The organism is Halomonas sp. DP8Y7-3, from assembly GCF_019801675.1.
Classification (GTDB): domain Bacteria; phylum Pseudomonadota; class Gammaproteobacteria; order Pseudomonadales; family Halomonadaceae; genus Halomonas; species Halomonas litopenaei_A.
This window is the reverse complement of sequence record NZ_JAHVIO010000003.1, coordinates 510,794-527,798: the sequence shown is the minus strand read 5'-3', so window position 1 is coordinate 527,798 and position 17,005 is coordinate 510,794. Positions and strand designations below refer to the sequence as shown.

The following is a 17,005-nucleotide window of genomic DNA, read 5'->3' as shown; positions in this document are numbered from 1 at the left end:
GCCCGGAGGCATTGCCCCGCCATGGCCTGCCTCCTTCTGCATCCCGACACCAACCACAACATTGGGAGCAACACATGAGTTCACGCCTTCTCCCCTCACGTCTGTCTCGCCGTGACTTCCTCAACATCTCCGGTCGCTTCGGCATGACGTCTACCCTATTGGCCGCCAGCGGCCTCGGCGCGGGCCTGACCGCATCGAGTCTTGCCCGCGCCGCGGAGTCCGAGCAGCAGCGCCGCTACGCCAGCGAGCCAAAGTTCCAGCTACGCTTCGGCGCCTCCGGCTTCAATGAGCGCAACCTGGATATTCAGAAATCCGGTCAGCTGTTCTTTGCCCGGGACCTCGAGGAGCGTACCGACGGCGCTATTCGCGTCGAATTCATGGGGTCCAACGAGGTCTGCAACCAGCTCGACTGTGTCAGCAAGGCACAGCAGGGCATCGTCGACATCTTCTCGGCATCGACCCAGAATTCCGCCGGCGGCGCGCCCTACCTGAACGTGCTGGACTTCGCCTACATGTTCCCGAGCGTCGCCTCGATGTTCCATTTCTTCTACGACCACCGCAGCGAGGCCCTGCTGCGCGAACCGATGCGCCAGCGCCACAACCTGCAGTTCCTGTTCACACACTGCGACCTGCGCGGACTGATGATGGGCCAGAGCTGGGCGGACCGTCCGCTGGTCGACAGCCTGGAAGTGCTGCAAGGCACCAAGAACCGGGTGACAGGCACTCAGCTCGGGCGTATCGCCATGGAACAGCTTGGTCTCAATCCGGTTCCAGTGGCCTGGGAAGAGACCCTGGACGGACTGCGGCAGGGACTGCTGGATGGGGCGGAAACCTGGATGAGTGCGGTGGCCTACGCGGGCATGGCGCCAGTGGTCTCCCAAGCGGTCGACCTGCGCTTCTTTGCGGGCACCGAGCATACCGCCATGAATCTGTCCAAGTTCGAAAGCCTCGGCGCAGAACTTCAGCAGCAAGTGATGGAATCTGCCTATACCGCGCAGATCTTTACCCAGGGCATGAACGAGGCCGGTCGCTACCAGATTGTCGGCGCCAGTGAACACCCTGCCGCGGGCACCGTCTTTGCAGAAAACAATGTGAGAGTCGCGCCGCTATCCGATGAGATTCGCGCCCAGGCCGAGCAGCTATGTGCGCCGGAGTTCAACCCGGGCCCCTGGGAGCAATGGCGTGAGCGCTTGAATGGCTGGGCGGGCGACATCGATATCTACCAGGAGATTCACACCATTGCTCGCGAAATCCCCCGCGATATGGCGGCTGTCAATGTAGCGCCGAAGCGCTGGTGGAGGGCGTAATGACCGATCACAAGGCCACCGCGGCTGAGGCGACGTCGTCTGACGTCGCCAACAGCTCGACTCCCGCCTGGCTGCTGCCTCTGAAGTGGATCGATGCCAACCTGGAGAAGGTCATCATTCTGGTGTCCTACAGCGGAATGGCAGGCATCATCTTCGTCGAGGTCATCCGCCGCTTCTTCTTCAGCCTGCAAGCCCCCTGGAGTACCAGTATTCCGGTGCTGCTGTTCCTGTGGCTGACCTGGTTCGGCGCGTCGCTCAACGTCAAGCAGCGTACCCACCTCTCGCTCAACGAGATTCGCATGCGCCTGCCCTACTCAGGCCAGTTCGCCTGTCAGGTCCTCGATGCGGTGCTGTGGATCGCCTTCGGCGCCCTGGTCATCCATTTCACCGTCATCCAGGTGCAATTGGCGCACATGAACTTCGCCATCGTGCCCGGCACCGACAATGTCATGCAGTGGTGGTTCTACCTGGCCACGCCGCTGGCCTGGGTGCTGATCATCTACCGCGTCCTCCAGAATCTGGCGACCGACGTCGCACGTTTCCGCCGAGGCGAACCTTTCAACCTGCAACCGTCCATCATGGACTAGGAGAAGCGTGATGACTGACGGCATGCTTATTGGCCTGGTCACGGCGGGCTGTACCACGATCTTTCTGCTGGGGGTCCCGATCTTCCTGGTGATCGGACTGTGGGTGGTCGGCACCAGCCTGATCATCGACTTCACCCTCGCCAACATCGGCGTCACCCTGTTCCAGGGGCTCAGCTTCTTCGGGCTGTTGGCGCTTCCCTTGTTTATCCTTACCGGCGACCTGATCAATGCCGCGGGCATTGCCAAGCGGCTGTCCGACTTTGCCTACTCGGTACTGGGTTGGCTGCGCGGCGGCATGGGCATGGCGACCCTGGGCGCCTGCGGCCTGTTTGCGGCGATCTCGGGATCCAACGCCGGTACAACGGCCACGATTGGCTCCATCATGCAGCCTGAGATGGTCAAGAACGGCTATGACGAGCGCTTTTCGGCGGCCACCGCGGCCTCTGGCGGCACCGTAGGTATCATCATCCCCCCCTCGATCATCTTTATCGTCTACGGCTTCATGATGAACCTGTCGATCAGCGATCTGTTCATCGCCGGGATGATTCCCGGAGCGATGATGGTGCTGGGCATGATGGTGGCCTGCCACCTGGTCGCACGGCGCCACGGCTGGGGCACGCTGATTCCCTTCAAGGGCGGAGAAAGCGCTCGCTTCGCACGCCGCGCCTACCTGGGCTTCGCGACTATCGGGGTGGTGCTGTACGGCATCTATTCGGGCAAGTTCTCGCCCACCGAGGCGGCAGCGATCACGGTCGGTTTCACCTTGATTGCCGGGCTGCTGATCACCCGCGAGATCCGCTTTACGGCACTGCCGTCGATCATGCTGCGCTCCGGCCAGATCGCCGGCATGCTGGCACCGCTGATCGCTATTTCGGTGGTCATGCAGCAGCTTCTGTCGGTGTTGGGTGCGGGGCAGGCGCTGGAGACCCTGCTCAGCGGGCTGGGCAACTACTACGTCATCCTCGGCGCATGCATGCTGATGATCCTGTTGGCGGGCATGATTCTCGAGAGTCTGCCGGTGACCATCATCCTGGCCCCGATTCTTGCGCCAATCGCCCAGAATGCGGGGGTCGATCCGATACACTTCGCGGTGATCTTCCTGGTCGGTGCCGCCATCGGTTTCGTCACGCCGCCCTTCGGTCTCAACCTGTACGTCGCCAGCAGTATCACCGGCATTCCCTACCTCAGACTGGTGAAGTTCGTTATTCCCTACTTTATCGCGTTGATCAGCTGCTGGATTGCTATCTCGCTATGGCCTGCCCTGTCGCTGATGCTGGTGGGATGACATCGCTTGAACCGGTGCACGCTGACGCGGCAAGCCTCTCCGGGCTTGCCGCGTTATCATGAACGTCAGGTTTTTCATTTCGACGTCGCCAAGGATCGCCTATGCCGACCAACGACAGCTCCCGCAACACGACCAATTCCACGCTGCAACGCGGTCTGATGCTGCTCGAGAGCATCGCCACCGCCGTGCATGGCGTCAGTGCCGCCGACCTGGAACGCCAGCTGGACATCCCCAAGCCGACGCTCCACCGACTGCTCAAGCAGCTCGAGGAACAGGATCTGATCGTGCGGGACCCAGAGGGCCGTCACTTGCTGCCGGGAGATCGCCTGCATCAGATGGCCATGGGGGTCCTCGCCAACGAGAGCCTGAAGGCTCCGCGCCGGATGCTGCTCAAGCGTCTCGCCGAAGACGTCAACGAGACCTGCAACCTGACCCTGCTGGAGGGTCACGAGGTGCTCTACTACGAACGGGTGGAGACCAACTGGCCGGTACGCATCCAGCTGCCCCCTGGCTCTCGCATCCCGCTGCATTGCACCGCCAGCGGCAAGCTGTTTCTTGCCCTGATGGGCGCCAACCAACGCCGCCAGCTGCTCAAGCACTTGCCGCTGGAGGCCTACACGCCCTACACCGCCACCGACGCCGACGAACTCGAACGCCGCCTTGAGAATATCGCCGCCAACGAGCTGAGCACCGACAACGAAGAGTTCATTCAGGGCATGGTGGCTATCGCGGTGCCCATCTACGACACAGCGGGCCGTATCCAGGCGACGCTCGCCATCCACGCCCCGCGACTGCGCCATACCATTGATTCGCTGATGGAGTGGGCCCCGCTGATGCGCCGTATCGCCGGCCAGCTGCAAGAAACGTTTCAGCGCTGAGAAGCGGTCCAGCAGCGCCCCATCAAGCGTCTCATCTTGAGACGCCCTGGGCTCGACGACATGAAGAGCCCGACGCTGCTCGACGTGACGTGACGCTGCACCGGGCTCTTTTAAAGGGCTTTTTTAACGAGCTCTTTAAACAGGTTGTTTCCACAGGATCACACCGGTGGCACCACCACCACTGGAACGCTGGCACGCTTGATCACGCCCTTGGTGACCTTGCCGGCGTAGGACGCGCTGAACCCCCGTTTATTGGTGGCCATGACGATCATGTCGCAATCATGTCGGGTGGCATAACGGATGATTTCCGACGCCGGATATCCCTCCACCACGGCACGAGCGGTGATCAGGCTCATCTGGCTCGGCGCGTCGGCGGATACCTTGTCACCGCGCTGTCGGCCGCTTTGTTCGCTGTCTGCTGGGTGACTCCCCAGCCAATCCTGCTGCAGCGCCTCGATAAACTCATCGAGTCGCTGTGCCGCCTGGGCGCGTCGCTGTTCCATCAACGCATCCAGAGTGCGTCGCTCGCGAATGTTGGCCTTGAGGGTCTGCATCACATCGTCAGAGAGTGACTTGACGGCGTGCAACACGTGAACCTCTGCCTGGCAGGTGCTGGCGAGGCTGAGGCTATGGGCCAGAACCTGACGGCAGTCATCCTTGAGCCCAAGGCAACACAGCACACGTGAGATGGTGGTAGGCATGGCAACCTCTCTATGGGGTGTCAGGCCGGGACGCTGGCGTGGCGGTTCCCGGCGAGGTTCAGAGGGCGAGTTCAGAGGGCGAGTTCAGAGGGCTAGTTCAGAGGGCTAGTTCAGAGGGCGACACTCACACTGGCGCCCGCGACGCCGCCATGACCCGGCGGCACCTGCACGACGTCAATAGCCAAGAAGCCCGGGTAGCCACAGCGACAGTGCCGGGAAGTAGGCAATCAGGAACAGCGCGAATACCGATGCGGCGGCAAATGGCAGCGCCTTCAGCGAAATTTCCTCGATCGACGATCCTCCGATACCTGACGCTACGAACAGGTTCTCCCCCAGAGGCGGCGTCTGGAAGCCGATGGCCAGTGCGCACACCACTACGATGCCCACATGCACCGGATCCATGCCCAGCATGTACATGATGGGCAGCAGAACGGGCGTCAGGATCATGATGGCCGCCAGGGTTTCCATGAACATGCCGACAAACAGCAGGAAGGCGATCACCATGGCCCAGATGAGATACAGATTGTCGGTCAATCCCAGCATGCCCTCGGCAATGACGGCAGGAACCCGCTGCTCGACCAGCAGTCGTCCAAAGACGGTCGCGGTGAACAGGATCAGCAGCACCCGGCCAGTGATCCAGGTAGTCGTCTCCAGGGTCTTCAGCGTGGGTTTCCATTTCAGCTCGCGGTGCAGGAAGATGCCGACGATCAGGGTGTAGGCAATGGCCACCACGGCGGATTCCGTGGGGGTAAAGAGTCCACTGTAGATACCTCCCAGAATGATCAGCGGTGCCAGAATCGACCACACACCGCGCTTCAGACTGCGGCCAATGGTCTCCCAGGACCAGGTATCACTGAGCCCCGAATAGCCACGGCGTCTTGAGATCACATAGTTGATGGTCAACAGGCAACCGGCAATGACCATGCCGGGCACGATACCGGCGATGAACAGCTTCGGAATCGACAGACTCTGGAAGGCGCCATGCTGCGCCACGGCCTCGGCGGGGGGCTGCAGCCCCATGCCCGAAATCCCGAAGATCACCATCGGAATCGACGGCGGAATGACCACTCCCAAGCCACCGGACGAGGCGGTGATGGCGGAACCATAGCCGCGGTCGTAGCCACGATTGGCCATGGCAGGGATCATCAGCATGCCCACCGCAGCGGTGGTGGCAGGCCCCGATCCGGAGATGGCACCGAAAAACATGCAGGCAAATACCGTGGCGGCGGCAAGCCCCCCCGTCACCGGACCCGCGAAGGCTTCCGCGATATCGACCAGGCGTCGGGATATGCCGGCGGCCTCCATCAATGCCCCCGCCAGTATGAAGGCTGGCAATGCCATCAACGGAAATGAGCCTACCGAGGTAAAGGCGATCTGGACGAAGGCCATGGGGTTTTCCCCCAGCCACAGGTACGTCGCCAGGGCGGCGACGCCCAGCGACACCGTAATCGGAGCCCCCAGCAGAAGCAGCAGAAAGAATACGCCAAACAGCACGTAGATCAGGCTGGTTTCCATCGCTACTTCTCCTCGGCCGAGGGTGACAGTGCGGCCATTCGTGCTTCCTCGATGGCTTCGGCCTCCGGGTCTTCCGGCTCCCGATGCTGAACAAAGCGCACATAGTTGTTCTGCACGATACGTAGCGTCATGAGCACGAATGCCAGCGGCAGGATCAGGTAGAACACCTTCATCGGCACCCCAAGGGTCTGGGATTTCCAGAAGTCGTTCATCCGATGGAACACGAAGTCGTAACTCAGCCAGATGAACACCAGATTGAAGCCGACCCAGATCAGATCGGTCAGCACACCACAGGCAAGCCCCACCCACCTGGGCAGGAAGCGAAACTGAAACGTCACCCGGTTATGGGCAGACTTCTTGGCGGCGTACACCGCGCCCAGATAGGCAAACCAGACAAAGGCGTAGGTCGCCAGCTCATCGGCCCAGGGCAGCGAGTAGCTGAACAGATTGCGCAGCAGAATCTGCGCGAAAAGGAGAACAACAAAGGTCACCAGCAGCAACTGACACAGCCAGTTCTCGAGATTGTCCACCACCTTCCAGACACATTTCATCACGACGACCTCCGAGCAGTCGCCGCCGACCCTGCCAGTGGAGTCGGCGGCCATGGTGCCCGACACCGGGCACCAGGAGGGTTCAAGGACATTCAGGCGAGGGACGCTATTCAGGGAGCGGGTTCACGTCCTAGAGCGGCCAGGGCGGCATCCAGTTTTTGCTTGCCGCCAATGCTGTCGTAGAAGTCGGGCCAGATGGCAGTGGCCTGTTCGATCCAGGCCTGTTCGCCATCGGCAGGCTCGGTGATTTCCATGCCGTGCTCTTCTACCAGGCGCGTCTTGATGGCGTCTTCCTGGGCAAGCAGGTAGTCATAGCTGTGGTCGGTGGCCTCCTGAGCCGCTGCCAACACCCACTGCTGCTGTTCCTCGGACAGGCTCTGGAACTTGCCTTCGCTGATGATCAGCGGCTCCATGGAGAACACATAGCAGCTGTCGGTCACATGATCCTGGACCTCGTAGAACTTCATCGCATCAATGGTGATGTAGGGATTGTCCTGACCGTCGACCACGCCCTGCTGCAGCGCCGTGAAGGTCTCCGACCAGGCCAGAGGATTGGGGTTGATGCCCCAGGCCTGATAGGCCGCGATCATGATCTCGTTCTTGGGCACGCGAATGACCAGCCCATCCAGATCGTCCGGGGTTGCTACCGGATGGGACGAATTGGTCAGCCGTCGGCATCCCGAATAGGCCCAACCGAGGATGCGCACGCCAGCATCGCGAATGGTGTTCTCCACCATTTCCTGGCCGATCGCGCCTTGGGTCAGGGTGCGGGCATCTTCGGGGCTCTGAATGACATAGGGGAGTGTCATTACCCCCACCGTTGGCGAAAAGGGGGTGATATTGTTGATCGCCAGCACCGACAGGTCGAGCAGCCCCATGCTGGCGTTGTTGACCGTATCTTGCTCGCTGCCAAGCTGACCGTTGGGGAACAGGTCGACGTTGATCTCACCCCCTGACTTTTCCTCGATCAGGGTGGCAAAGGTCGATCCAAGCTCATATTGGGTGCCACCGGCGGCATCACCCAGCGCCATCTTCCAGGTCGCCGCATGGACAGTGGTCCCAGCGCTCAGCAGCGCCAGTGACAAGCCGGTAACCAGCCCGCGCGGCAGAACGCGTGAGGACTTGGGGTGCGTATAGGGTGCCTGGTTATGCATGAGGAACTCCCATCATTGTTGTACCGCATCGAGCGGAATATTGTGTCGGGTGTTTCATTTCAGGGGCGGTCGGCGGCATGTTGGCTTCGCCGCCTCACCATGATGCTTACTCTCTATCGACAAACGCGCACCCCATAGGACCAACGCGCCGCCATCGTTTGGGCCAGCCCCCCGGCTCCTCTCGACAGCGTGCGTTGTCTGTAGGATCGTAAGCAGCGGTAGCGAATCTCTTCGTCGCCCCACAATGCCAATAATGACTATCAGGAATGCACCAGCGGAATGAGCGCCCCCCTGTTTCGACTCAACGCCGACCGTAAGGAAAGCCTGCAGTGCCAGCTGCGCGAGCAGATCGCCCGCGCGATCATCGAAGGCCATCTGCCTACTGGAGAAGCGCTTCCCTCTAGCCGGCGCCTGGCCAAGGAGCTGGGCGTCGCGCGCAATACTGTCATGCTGGCCTATGACCAGCTGCTGGATGATGGCTATCTGGTGGCCCGAGAACGCAGCGGCTACTTCGTCAATCCTGACATTCTGGCCGGGCGCGTTGCCGCCACCGGGGCCGACAATCACGCTGCCGCACGCACTGCGGCCGCACCCGAGCTGCCCTGGGAATCACTGCTGACGCGCCGGCTCGCCCAGCAGCCCTGCATCACCAAGCCGACCGACTGGCTCGACTACGACTACCCATTCCTCTACGGTCAGATCGATCCCAACCTCTTCCCTACCCAGCATTGGCGCGAGTGCAGTCGTGACTCGGTGAGCGTGCCGGCGATTCGCCGCTGGTCTGCCGACCACCTGAGTGAAGACGACCCCTTGCTGGTCGAACAGATTCATCAACGCCTGCTGCCACGCCGCGGCGTCTGGGCACGACCCGAGGAAATCCTGGTGACGGTGGGCGCGCAGCAGGCGCTGTGGATCAGCGCGATGCTGACCCTGGGGCCTCAGCGACGCTTTGCCATGGAAAACCCCGGTTACGTCGACATGGTCAACATTGCGCGCACCTTTACCGACGATATTCTGGCGGTGGACGTGGACGACCAGGGGCTGGTGATCGATGACCGACTTGCCGGCTGCCATCTGGCCTATGTGACGCCTAGCCACCAATCCCCTACCGGCGTCACCCTGCCGCTGGAGCGTCGCCGACAGCTGTTGGAACGCGCCGACCGCGACAATTTCCTGGTGATAGAAGACGACTACGAGAGCGAGACCAATTTCATCGACAACCCGACCCCCGCCCTCAAGAGTCTGGATACCAGCGGTCGGGTCATCTATGTGGGGAGTCTGTCCAAGACGCTGGCGCCAGGCTTGAGGCTTGGCTACATGGTGGCGCCCCCTGCCTTCATCGCTGAAGCGCGCGCCCTGCGTCGCCTCATGCTTCGCCATCCAGCGACCAACAATCAGCGCAGTGTGGCGCTGTTTCTCGACCGGGGCTATCACGACGCTCTGCTGCGCCAGATACGCCAGACCTATCAACGTCGCTGGCACTTGATGCGGGATGCCCTGGAAGCGCACCTTCCTCAGTTCCAGATCCGCTCCACCTTTGGCGGCTCGTGTTTCTGGCTGGAAGCGCCCGAGAACACCGACGTCGGGCTGCTCAAGCGTCTGGCCCAGGAGCAAGGCGTGCTGTTTGAAGCGGGAGACGTGCATTTCCTTACCCAGCCGACGCGTCCCACGCTGCGCCTGGGGTTTTCTGCCATCGACGAGTCGCGCATCGAAGCCGGCATCGAGCGTCTGGCCTCACTGCTGCCCTCACTGCGGCAATAGGCAAGCACACCGGTGCATCGCGGCTGAACGCACATCCGCTTCAGCGTCGGCCCCACGCCATCGCCCCTTAGGGCAGCGCTGATTACACCAGCCGAGCAGTATGAGGCGCTAGGCGCCCGCAACGCAGCGAATCGGCGGCGCAGCCATTGATTCAGGTGTCCCCTGGCGAGCTGGCCGCGGGGCGATCTATGGATGGTCGAACAGATGTTCAAGCGGCTCTTCGAGCTGTTCAATCTCCTTGATCAGACCGTCAAATGGCTCGCTCTGGCGACCGATACAGACCAACACCGCTCCAGTCACCGGACGGCCATGGGGGCGCCAACGACCTCGCGATCCGCTGTATTGGAGGCTGTACCAGCCCCCTTCGTCCCCGGCCTGCCTGAGAAAGCCCTTGGCCCGATACAGGCAGTCGCGGTAGCGCTCCAGCACCGTCACCAGGCGATCGGCCGCCACCGCTCCGGTAAAGTGCAGGGTACGCTGCCTCAGCCCGGAGTGATCTGTCTGGCCCCCTGACGCGTCGGCGCCCGCCGGATGCTCAGAAGACCCCGCCACCGTGCGGTCAAGCTGGCTGTCAGCGCCGCCACATGACTGAGCGGCGACATCACCATCGTCCCAGGCCCCGGTTTCCGATACCAGGGTGGCTCCTGGCGCCAGCTTTCCCAACCAGGCCAGCAGGCGTTCTCTATCCTCTTCGTCCCGAGGTAGACGATTCACCAACAAGCGCCGCGCCGACGACAACTGAGCGTGCCAGAGATCGCTGACCTGAACGTCTTGAGCCAGGCGCCGGGCCTGGCTGGCATCGACCAGCACCACGGTATCGGAAAGGCTCAAGCCCGGCGCCAGTCGAGCGATGTCGCCGATGCGCCAGGGGTTGGCGACCCCGCTGGCCTCGATCAGTATCTCACTGGGCCTGGCCTTCAGCCGCAGCGCCTGGGACAGCTGCTCTGCCAGGGTCCCGCCCAGGGTGCAGCAGACGCAGCCATTGGCCAGCGACAGCACGCGATCGTCCCGGTAGTCGATCGATGCCACATCCACATTGACCTTGCCGACGTCGTTGACCAGGATCAGCGCATCCACCACGTCCCCCGCCGCCAGACGTCGATTGATGTAGGTGGTCTTGCCTGCCCCCAGGAAACCGGCGATGACCGTGACCGGCACCGCCTCGAGCGCACTGCGCTGCGCTGAGCCCTGCGGACGGATGCTTGCGGGCTCAAGACTGTCCCTGGCAACGTCCATTGCCTCAGTCCCCGCCATCCTTTCGCCTCCCTCTGTCCTCTCGGTCTCCTCTGTCCTCTCAGCCCGCACTATTCCCTCAGTCCGTTCTATCCTCTCAGCCCCCATGGGACCACTTGCCAGATCGTCATGGACCATCTCATCTACCTTTGTTGATGCCCATTGCAGGCGGCCGTATCCATTGCGCTCTATTGCCCTTGCCGGGCACCCTGTCGCCAGCGACGGAGTCAGCAACCTTCATCCTGTGTGGCTTGCCTTGCGTTGGTGGATACGCCCGCCCAGCAAGGTGGCATGTACCCTGATGTCTCGCAGGGCTTCGGCCGGTTGTTCAAGCGGATCCTGATCCAGCACGGCCATGTCGGCAAACTTGCCCACTTCCAGGCTGCCCACGCGATCATCCATCCCCAGGGTGAAGGCGGCACCCAGGGTGATCATCTCAAGGGCGGCCTCAACGCTGACGGCCTCCTGCTCACCAAGCTGACGGCCGCTGGCGGTGGTGCGGTTCACCGCGCACCAGGCAGTAAACAGTGGCCCCAAAGGGGTCACCGGCGCATCGCTATGGATCGCGGTCATGATGCCCAGGCGTCGCGCAGACGCCAGTGGCTCCAGTCGCTGGCAGCGAGACGGACCCAGGGTGCGCTGCAGATGGATGTCGCCCCAGTAGTAAATGTGGTTGGCAAACATGTTGAGACACAGCTCAAGCCGGGCAGCACGTCGCAGCTGAGCATGGTCGATGACCTGGCAGTGCTGCAGGGTATGGCGATGATCGGGGCGCGGCCACAACGTCAACGCCTGGGTCAAAGCCTCCAGCATCAGTTCGACGGCCTCATCTCCATTGGTATGGATATGCAGCTGCAATCCCGCCTGATGGTACGCCTGTACCAGCTCCGTCAAGGCGGCGGGGTCGGCATTCCACATGCCATTGGCGTGGCCGTCATGGTAGTGGGGCCATTTCAGGCGGGCGGTGTAGCCCTGAATCGAGCCGTCTGTCATCAGCTTGGCCGGGCCGAACACCAGTCGGTCATGACTGTAGGTCTTGGCACGCTGTAGACGCGCGATCCCCTCCTCCGCCGACCAACCCAATACCCCCATGGCAGGCACCAGCCGCACCGGAAAATCGGCGGCCTGGGTCGCCTCCCGCATGGCCTCGATGGCCTCGTCGGTCATCGGGTTGTAAAGATCGGTGATGGTGGTCACGCCACAGGCACTGGCGATCGTCCCGTATCGCTTGAGCGCCTGGGGCGAGGCCACCGCATTGAACAGGTTATTGCCGATGGCATCGAACACCACGAACATGGCCGCCATTTCCTGCAGCTCACCGTTTGGCCGTCCCTGGTCATCCAGTCGTACCCCTTCCACCCTCGGGCCTTGCTCGATCCCGCTCAGCTCCAGCATCACACTATTGACCGTCATGCTGTGAAAGCTGGCGTGGAGGATCACCAGCGGCCGGTCTGCGACGGCCTCATCCAGCTCTCGACGACTCAGACGCTGCCCTGGAAAGTAGACCGGATCGAACCCCCATGCGATCAGCGGCTCCCCCTCGTCCAACGTGGCCGCATGCTGGCGCAGGCGCTGCTGCACCTGGGCGATGGTCTCAAGGCCGCTCCATAGCTGCCCAAGATGATCCTGGCGCGGGAAGAATCCAAGATACAGGTAGTCCCACATCGCGCCTTCCAGGGCATGGCTGTGGCCTTCCACGAAGCCCGGCAGGATCACCTTGTCGGCAAACTGATCATCGGTGCGGGCATGGCTCGGCATATCCTCGGCGCCGCCCACCGCCAGGATTCGGTCATCGTGCACGGCGACGTGGGTGGCCCGAGGCTGGGATGGATTCATGGTCAGCACGCGGCGAGCAGGATAGACAACGATACTCATGAGCGAGACGCTCCCTTGGTCACGGTCGATGAAAGGCTGGCGGGTGAGCTGGTGTATGAAGGTTGGTCGACGCTGGCGGCCCAACCTGACGATGGCGAACTATCTCGCCCGTGGCGGCCCCACATCAGCATCAGCGGGATACAGGCGACCAGGGCCAGCGCCGTGCCACCAAAGGCCAGCAGATAAGTGCCTGCCCCCAGAGACGGCGCGATCGGCGCGAAGATCATCAGCAGGTGCAGCGTCGCCAGCACGATGGCCAGGTTGAAGAAGGCCAGCTCCTTGGGCACGGAGGTGGAAAAGTCGGCGTCCATCATTCGCAGCAGAAGCAGGCCGGTACCGGTGGAACCGCAGCAGCAGCCAAAGGACGTCACGGTTCGCTCCGGCCCTAGCTCGCCGCTCAGCCGCCCCATGACCAGACACCCCAGCAGCGTCGACAAGGTGACGGCCACCGTGACCAGCAGGATGGGCACCAGCAGCGCGTAAAGCACCGCAAACTGGATGCTCATCAGGGTGCCCACGACCATGAAATCCACCGAGCTGCCAGTAATTCTTTTAAGCGTCTCATCATCGACCCGATGAGCGAGGCCAAGACGGTCAATGAGCATACGCATCAGCACGCAGACGCCCAGGCCGTGCAGGAAGAACAGGTTGTGACTGAACAGCACCCCCACGTTGATGCCGAAGGGTGTGGCGTCACCGATCACCCCCTGGATAAAGGTCAGCCAGAGGTGCGTGACGACATAGGCAATCGCCAGCAGACCAAGGTGATAGGCCAGGGAGTCCAGATTGCCAGGGTGGGAGATCATGCGCCCCATCGATGGCAAGGAGGTCGCGTCGGCCGCCTCGCCGGCACGGGTGAAGAAGCCGCGACGGAAGTTGTCGTCCAGGCGTGAGGCGCGGTTGGCGTTCAGTCCCTTGGACAGATAGCGTCGCGCCAACGGCACGCCCAGTGCGAAGGCCATCAGGAATCCAAGCGAGGCATAGATAAGTCCCACTTGGGCGGCATTGGCGATGCCGTACTCGCTCTCCCAGATAGTGCCGTAGGTCAGCGCCTGTCCGGGCCCCTGAGTGAAGCCATGGGTGACGATGGCACCGAGAAAGGCGCTGATCTCACTGCCGGTCACCGCGTCGTAGCCGCTGACCACGAGGAAACCGATCACGCCCTGAAGGCCCAGGCTGATGCTCCAGGCAAGGGTCATCCACATGCCGCCGCGAAAGATGCTGCCACCGCCGGCCTCGCTCTGGCGCCCGCTTCCGGTCAGGCACAAGGACATGAAGCTCAGGGTAAAAAAGTGAAAGGTCAGCGCGGTGAAATCGCCTGGCTCATAGCCAGGCAGCAGGCCCAGCGACAGCGCCAAGAAACCCAGCAGACCACCGACAATGCTGGCGGGAACCAGCGAGGCTCGCAGCCAGCCAAGGCGGCTGCGCAGCTGACTGCCAAGCCATAGCATCAAGGCCAGCAGCGCAAAGGCAATTACCCCGTGAAAGGAATCTTGCATGATGGAGTCACCCGACGGTTGTTATTGGAAGTGAAGCGGATGTTCTCAGCCTAGGACCACCGTCGTTGCTCGTATAATATCAATTAGGTTTCATGCGATACCGATGAGGCATCAATGCGCATAGAACTTCGCCATCTCTCCGCTTTTGTCGCCGTGGCTGACTGCCTGCACTTTCGTCATGCCGCTGAGCGGCTCAACGTTGCACAGCCTGCTCTCAGCCGCACCATTGCTCAGCTGGAAGAGGCCATCGGCGAGACCCTGCTGCTACGCAACAACCGCCAGGTCAGGTTGACCGAGCCCGGACGCGTCATGCTGGAGGAGAGTCGCCAGATCCTGCGCCATCTGGACGAGGCGGTGCTCAAGACACAGCGAGCGGGACGGGGGGAGCTGGGACGCCTTGCCATTGGCTACACCGACTTTGCCATCACCGGGGAACTGCCGGCATTGCTGGATGACTTTCGCCGGCTGCACCCGGATATCCACTTTGACCTGCACTTCGGTTCAACGGCATCACAGCTACAGGATCTGACGGATTGCCATCTGGATTTCGGCTTCGTCACCGGGCCTGTGCTGACCCCAGGCCTGTGCTCACGTCCTATCCAGCGCGACCGTTTCATTGCTGCGGTCAGCGAGCATCATCCCCTGGCACAGCGCCGGAGTATCCGCCTGGAGGAGCTCGCCCACGAGCCGTTCATTCTCGGCGCACACAGCATGTGGCACCACTTCCGTCAAAAGCTCGAGTTGATCTGCCGCGAGGCGGGATTTGAGCCCAAGGTGGCGCAGGAAACCTTCAACAGTGAGACGATCTTCGCCTTTGTGGCCTGCGACTTTGGCGTCACCGTGCATCTGGAGTGCGCCAGCAACTACCTGCGCAAGGGGGTAACCATGGTGCCCCTGGAAGGCGTGCAACACAGCCTGGTCACGGAAGTGGCCTGGCGCGAAGGGGAGCTGACGCCGGTACAAACGGCCTTTCTGCAGCGGCTCGACAAGCAGCTGCCGCCAGAGCATTGAGGGTTCGACGCCTTACGCGTCCGACCACTCTAGAGCGAACGGGATGGCGAGTCCGCCGCCCCACATCACAACGACGTCCAGGCCGTCCCGATGGGCACGGCCTGGCTCCCTTGACCCAGCGAGGCAACAGCGCACGTTACAAGAGCGTGGTACCGGCGTCGCCGAATGTCGTCATAGCAATTCATCCTTGACGTAGTAGTAGCGGTAGAGAAAACGCTGGCCAGCGCGGCGGAAAGGGGCAAACGCCTGCGACTCGATGCGCTCTCTCAGATTGGGAAACGGAAGCTTGGACGTAAAGATCGGCAACTCCAGGGTAGCGCCCTCACCTGCGATCCACTGTGCCAGCCGCTTGCCGGCCTGGGCCGAGTACATCACCCCATTTCCACCGTAACCGAGAGCGTAGTACACGCTTTCCCGGGGATCAGGCTGGTGAATCCGCGGCATCATGTCGTGGCTGACATCGACCCAGCCCCACCAGGAGTAGTCGATCTCGATACCGGCCAGCGCCGGAAACTTGCGCTCAAGATCGGCCTTGAGCATGGCGGCGTAGCGTTCTTTCGGCGCATCACGACCTGAAATCGCACTGCGACTGCCAATCTGCACCCTATTGTCGGGCAACAGTCGGTAGTAATGGCGCAGGATGCGCGTGTCGGTGAGCACCTGGCGCGTGCGAAACCCGGTCGCCTCGATCTCGTCGGACGTCAATGGGCGAGTGACCATGGAATTCGACAGGATCGGCAGCAGCCGATTATGCAGCGAACGGTGGAGCTGACCGGTGATATAGCCCCCGGTGGCAATCCCGACCGCCCGCGCCTTGACCAGACCGCCCGGTGTGCGCAGGTAGTGCGTGTCGCCGCGGGTCTCCCAGCCCAGAACCGGACTTGCCGGGTGTACCTTGACGCCCAGAGCACGTGCCTTGCGGTGGTAACCAAAGGCCAGCTTTGCCGCATGAATACCGATGCCCTCAGGCTCATGCATGGCGCCTGCCGCCTCACTGTCCCCCACCCACTCACGCTTGACGGTGTCGCCATCGATGATCCGCGCATCGTAGTCGAAGGTGTCTCGCAGCAGTCGCGCCTCTTTCTCCAGGCCCGGCATCATCCGATCCTTGTGGGCGATATACAGATGCCCGCCGGGCTGTGGATCGCAGTCAATGTCGGCGATCAGGGACTTGAACGTCTGCATGCCCTCGACGCATTCCCGATGCAGCTTGAGCGCCGTATCGAGACCGTAACGTGCAATCCACTGGGAGCGCTTGAGGCGCCCTGAGGCGCACTGAGCCTGGCCACCGTTGCGCGTGCTGCAGCCCCAGCTCACCCGATTGGCTTCCAGTACCGTGGCCTTGATGCCATAGCGCTCCGCCAGGAAGATCGCCGCGGTCAGCCCGGTGAAACCCGAGCCAACGATGACCACGTCGGCATCGGTATCGCACTCAATGGGGCCGTCGTCGGCAGGTGGCTCGCCGGCGGTGGCGACCCAGTAAGTGGGCGCATAGTCACAGCCGGTACCCACCTGCTTCGCCGTCAGCGGGTCATAGGCAGGATCATAAGGGGCGCGCGCAGACGTCGCCGCACCTTTGCCTTGCAGCGGCCCCTGGCCGGTGGCCTCCAACGCTCGCTGCTCCGCGGTCTTTAGCTCCAGCATGTCG

General features: G+C 62.2%; 14 protein-coding genes. 6 read left to right on the top strand and 8 right to left on the bottom strand.

From position 1 onward, the window contains the following. Nucleotides 1–74: 74 nt before the first annotated feature. From KUV86_RS04595 to KUV86_RS04580, 4 genes are all read left to right on the top strand, one after another. Nucleotides 75–1,307, top strand: a complete 1,233-nt coding sequence (locus KUV86_RS04595; protein ID WP_206942775.1) for a TRAP transporter substrate-binding protein — start codon at nt 75–77, stop codon at nt 1,305–1,307. Continuing rightward, nucleotides 1,307–1,894 carry a TRAP transporter small permease gene (locus KUV86_RS04590; protein WP_206942777.1) on the top strand — a complete coding sequence of 196 codons (588 nt, stop codon included), beginning with the start codon at nt 1,307–1,309 and terminating at the stop codon, nt 1,892–1,894. Before KUV86_RS04595 ends, KUV86_RS04590 begins: the two co-directional genes overlap by 1 nt. 10 nt (nt 1,895–1,904) lie before the next feature. Further along, complete coding sequence (locus tag KUV86_RS04585) at nt 1,905–3,179, top strand: TRAP transporter large permease (RefSeq protein ID WP_206942779.1); 1,275 nt, start codon at nt 1,905–1,907, stop codon at nt 3,177–3,179. Between the two features lie 101 nt (nt 3,180–3,280). Next, the gene (locus tag KUV86_RS04580; RefSeq protein ID WP_206942781.1) at nt 3,281–4,057 is read left to right on the top strand and encodes an IclR family transcriptional regulator; all 777 of its coding nucleotides are present in this window, start codon (nt 3,281–3,283) and stop codon (nt 4,055–4,057) included. Between the two features lie 158 nt (nt 4,058–4,215). Here the strand turns inward: KUV86_RS04580 and KUV86_RS04575 are convergent, their stop codons facing one another. The 4 genes from KUV86_RS04575 to KUV86_RS04560 all read right to left on the bottom strand — a co-directional run bounded on the left by KUV86_RS04575 (nt 4,216) and on the right by KUV86_RS04560 (nt 7,978). Continuing rightward, a complete protein-coding gene (locus tag KUV86_RS04575; RefSeq protein WP_206942784.1) occupies nt 4,216–4,758 on the bottom strand; it encodes a universal stress protein in 543 nt (180 codons plus the stop codon). A gap of 174 nt (nt 4,759–4,932) precedes the next feature. Further along, nucleotides 4,933–6,273 carry a TRAP transporter large permease gene (locus KUV86_RS04570; protein WP_206942786.1) on the bottom strand — a complete coding sequence of 447 codons (1,341 nt, stop codon included), beginning with the start codon at nt 6,271–6,273 and terminating at the stop codon, nt 4,933–4,935. Nucleotides 6,274–6,275: 2 nt separating this feature from the next. Continuing rightward, complete coding sequence (locus tag KUV86_RS04565) at nt 6,276–6,824, bottom strand: TRAP transporter small permease (protein WP_206943175.1); 549 nt, start codon at nt 6,822–6,824, stop codon at nt 6,276–6,278. Between the two features lie 110 nt (nt 6,825–6,934). After that, entirely contained in the window at nt 6,935–7,978 is a 1,044-nt protein-coding gene (locus KUV86_RS04560; protein WP_206942788.1) for a TRAP transporter substrate-binding protein, read from the bottom strand. A 279-nt stretch (nt 7,979–8,257) separates the two neighbouring features. On the opposite strand from KUV86_RS04560, the gene KUV86_RS04555 reads away from it, so the two are divergent. After that, a complete protein-coding gene (locus KUV86_RS04555) occupies nt 8,258–9,739 on the top strand; it encodes a PLP-dependent aminotransferase family protein (protein ID WP_206942790.1) in 1,482 nt (493 codons plus the stop codon). Between the two features lie 186 nt (nt 9,740–9,925). On the opposite strand, the gene KUV86_RS04550 is transcribed toward KUV86_RS04555, so the two are convergent. The 3 genes from KUV86_RS04550 to KUV86_RS04540 form a co-directional block, all read right to left on the bottom strand. Continuing rightward, complete coding sequence (locus KUV86_RS04550; protein WP_206942792.1) at nt 9,926–10,993, bottom strand: CobW family GTP-binding protein; 1,068 nt, start codon at nt 10,991–10,993, stop codon at nt 9,926–9,928. A 216-nt stretch (nt 10,994–11,209) separates the two neighbouring features. Beyond that, nucleotides 11,210–12,847 carry an amidohydrolase gene (locus KUV86_RS04545; RefSeq protein WP_206942795.1) on the bottom strand — a complete coding sequence of 546 codons (1,638 nt, stop codon included), beginning with the start codon at nt 12,845–12,847 and terminating at the stop codon, nt 11,210–11,212. Then, nucleotides 12,844–14,346 (bottom strand): sodium/glutamate symporter, encoded by a 1,503-nt coding sequence (locus tag KUV86_RS04540; RefSeq protein WP_206942797.1) that lies wholly within the window; start codon nt 14,344–14,346, stop codon nt 12,844–12,846. Before KUV86_RS04540 ends, KUV86_RS04545 begins: the two co-directional genes overlap by 4 nt. Nucleotides 14,347–14,460: 114 nt before the next feature. Here KUV86_RS04540 and KUV86_RS04535 point away from each other — a divergent pair, with 114 nt between their 5' ends. Beyond that, the gene (locus tag KUV86_RS04535) at nt 14,461–15,357 is read left to right on the top strand and encodes a LysR family transcriptional regulator (RefSeq protein ID WP_206942799.1); all 897 of its coding nucleotides are present in this window, start codon (nt 14,461–14,463) and stop codon (nt 15,355–15,357) included. A 171-nt stretch (nt 15,358–15,528) separates the two neighbouring features. Here KUV86_RS04535 and KUV86_RS04530 read toward each other — a convergent pair whose 3' ends face one another. Further along, nucleotides 15,529–17,001, bottom strand: a complete 1,473-nt coding sequence (locus tag KUV86_RS04530; protein ID WP_206942801.1) for an NAD(P)/FAD-dependent oxidoreductase — start codon at nt 16,999–17,001, stop codon at nt 15,529–15,531. Nucleotides 17,002–17,005 lie beyond the last annotated feature (4 nt).

Excerpts from the sequence above, each read along its gene's own strand:
- KUV86_RS04595 (WP_206942775.1), top strand. The coding sequence starts at position 75 with ATGAGTTCACGCCTTCTCCCCTCACGTCTGTCTCGCCGTGACTTCCTC.
- KUV86_RS04590 (WP_206942777.1), top strand. The coding sequence starts at position 1,307 with ATGACCGATCACAAGGCCACCGCGGCTGAGGCGACGTCGTCTGACGTC.
- KUV86_RS04585 (WP_206942779.1), top strand. The coding sequence starts at position 1,905 with ATGACTGACGGCATGCTTATTGGCCTGGTCACGGCGGGCTGTACCACG.
- KUV86_RS04580 (WP_206942781.1), top strand. The coding sequence starts at position 3,281 with ATGCCGACCAACGACAGCTCCCGCAACACGACCAATTCCACGCTGCAA.
- KUV86_RS04575 (WP_206942784.1), bottom strand. The coding sequence starts at position 4,758 with ATGCCTACCACCATCTCACGTGTGCTGTGTTGCCTTGGGCTCAAGGAT.
- KUV86_RS04570 (WP_206942786.1), bottom strand. The coding sequence starts at position 6,273 with ATGGAAACCAGCCTGATCTACGTGCTGTTTGGCGTATTCTTTCTGCTG.
- KUV86_RS04565 (WP_206943175.1), bottom strand. The coding sequence starts at position 6,824 with ATGAAATGTGTCTGGAAGGTGGTGGACAATCTCGAGAACTGGCTGTGT.
- KUV86_RS04560 (WP_206942788.1), bottom strand. The coding sequence starts at position 7,978 with ATGCATAACCAGGCACCCTATACGCACCCCAAGTCCTCACGCGTTCTG.
- KUV86_RS04555 (WP_206942790.1), top strand. The coding sequence starts at position 8,258 with ATGAGCGCCCCCCTGTTTCGACTCAACGCCGACCGTAAGGAAAGCCTG.
- KUV86_RS04550 (WP_206942792.1), bottom strand. The coding sequence starts at position 10,993 with ATGGCGGGGACTGAGGCAATGGACGTTGCCAGGGACAGTCTTGAGCCC.
- KUV86_RS04545 (WP_206942795.1), bottom strand. The coding sequence starts at position 12,847 with ATGAGTATCGTTGTCTATCCTGCTCGCCGCGTGCTGACCATGAATCCA.
- KUV86_RS04540 (WP_206942797.1), bottom strand. The coding sequence starts at position 14,346 with ATGCAAGATTCCTTTCACGGGGTAATTGCCTTTGCGCTGCTGGCCTTG.
- KUV86_RS04535 (WP_206942799.1), top strand. The coding sequence starts at position 14,461 with ATGCGCATAGAACTTCGCCATCTCTCCGCTTTTGTCGCCGTGGCTGAC.
- KUV86_RS04530 (WP_206942801.1), bottom strand. The coding sequence starts at position 17,001 with ATGCTGGAGCTAAAGACCGCGGAGCAGCGAGCGTTGGAGGCCACCGGC.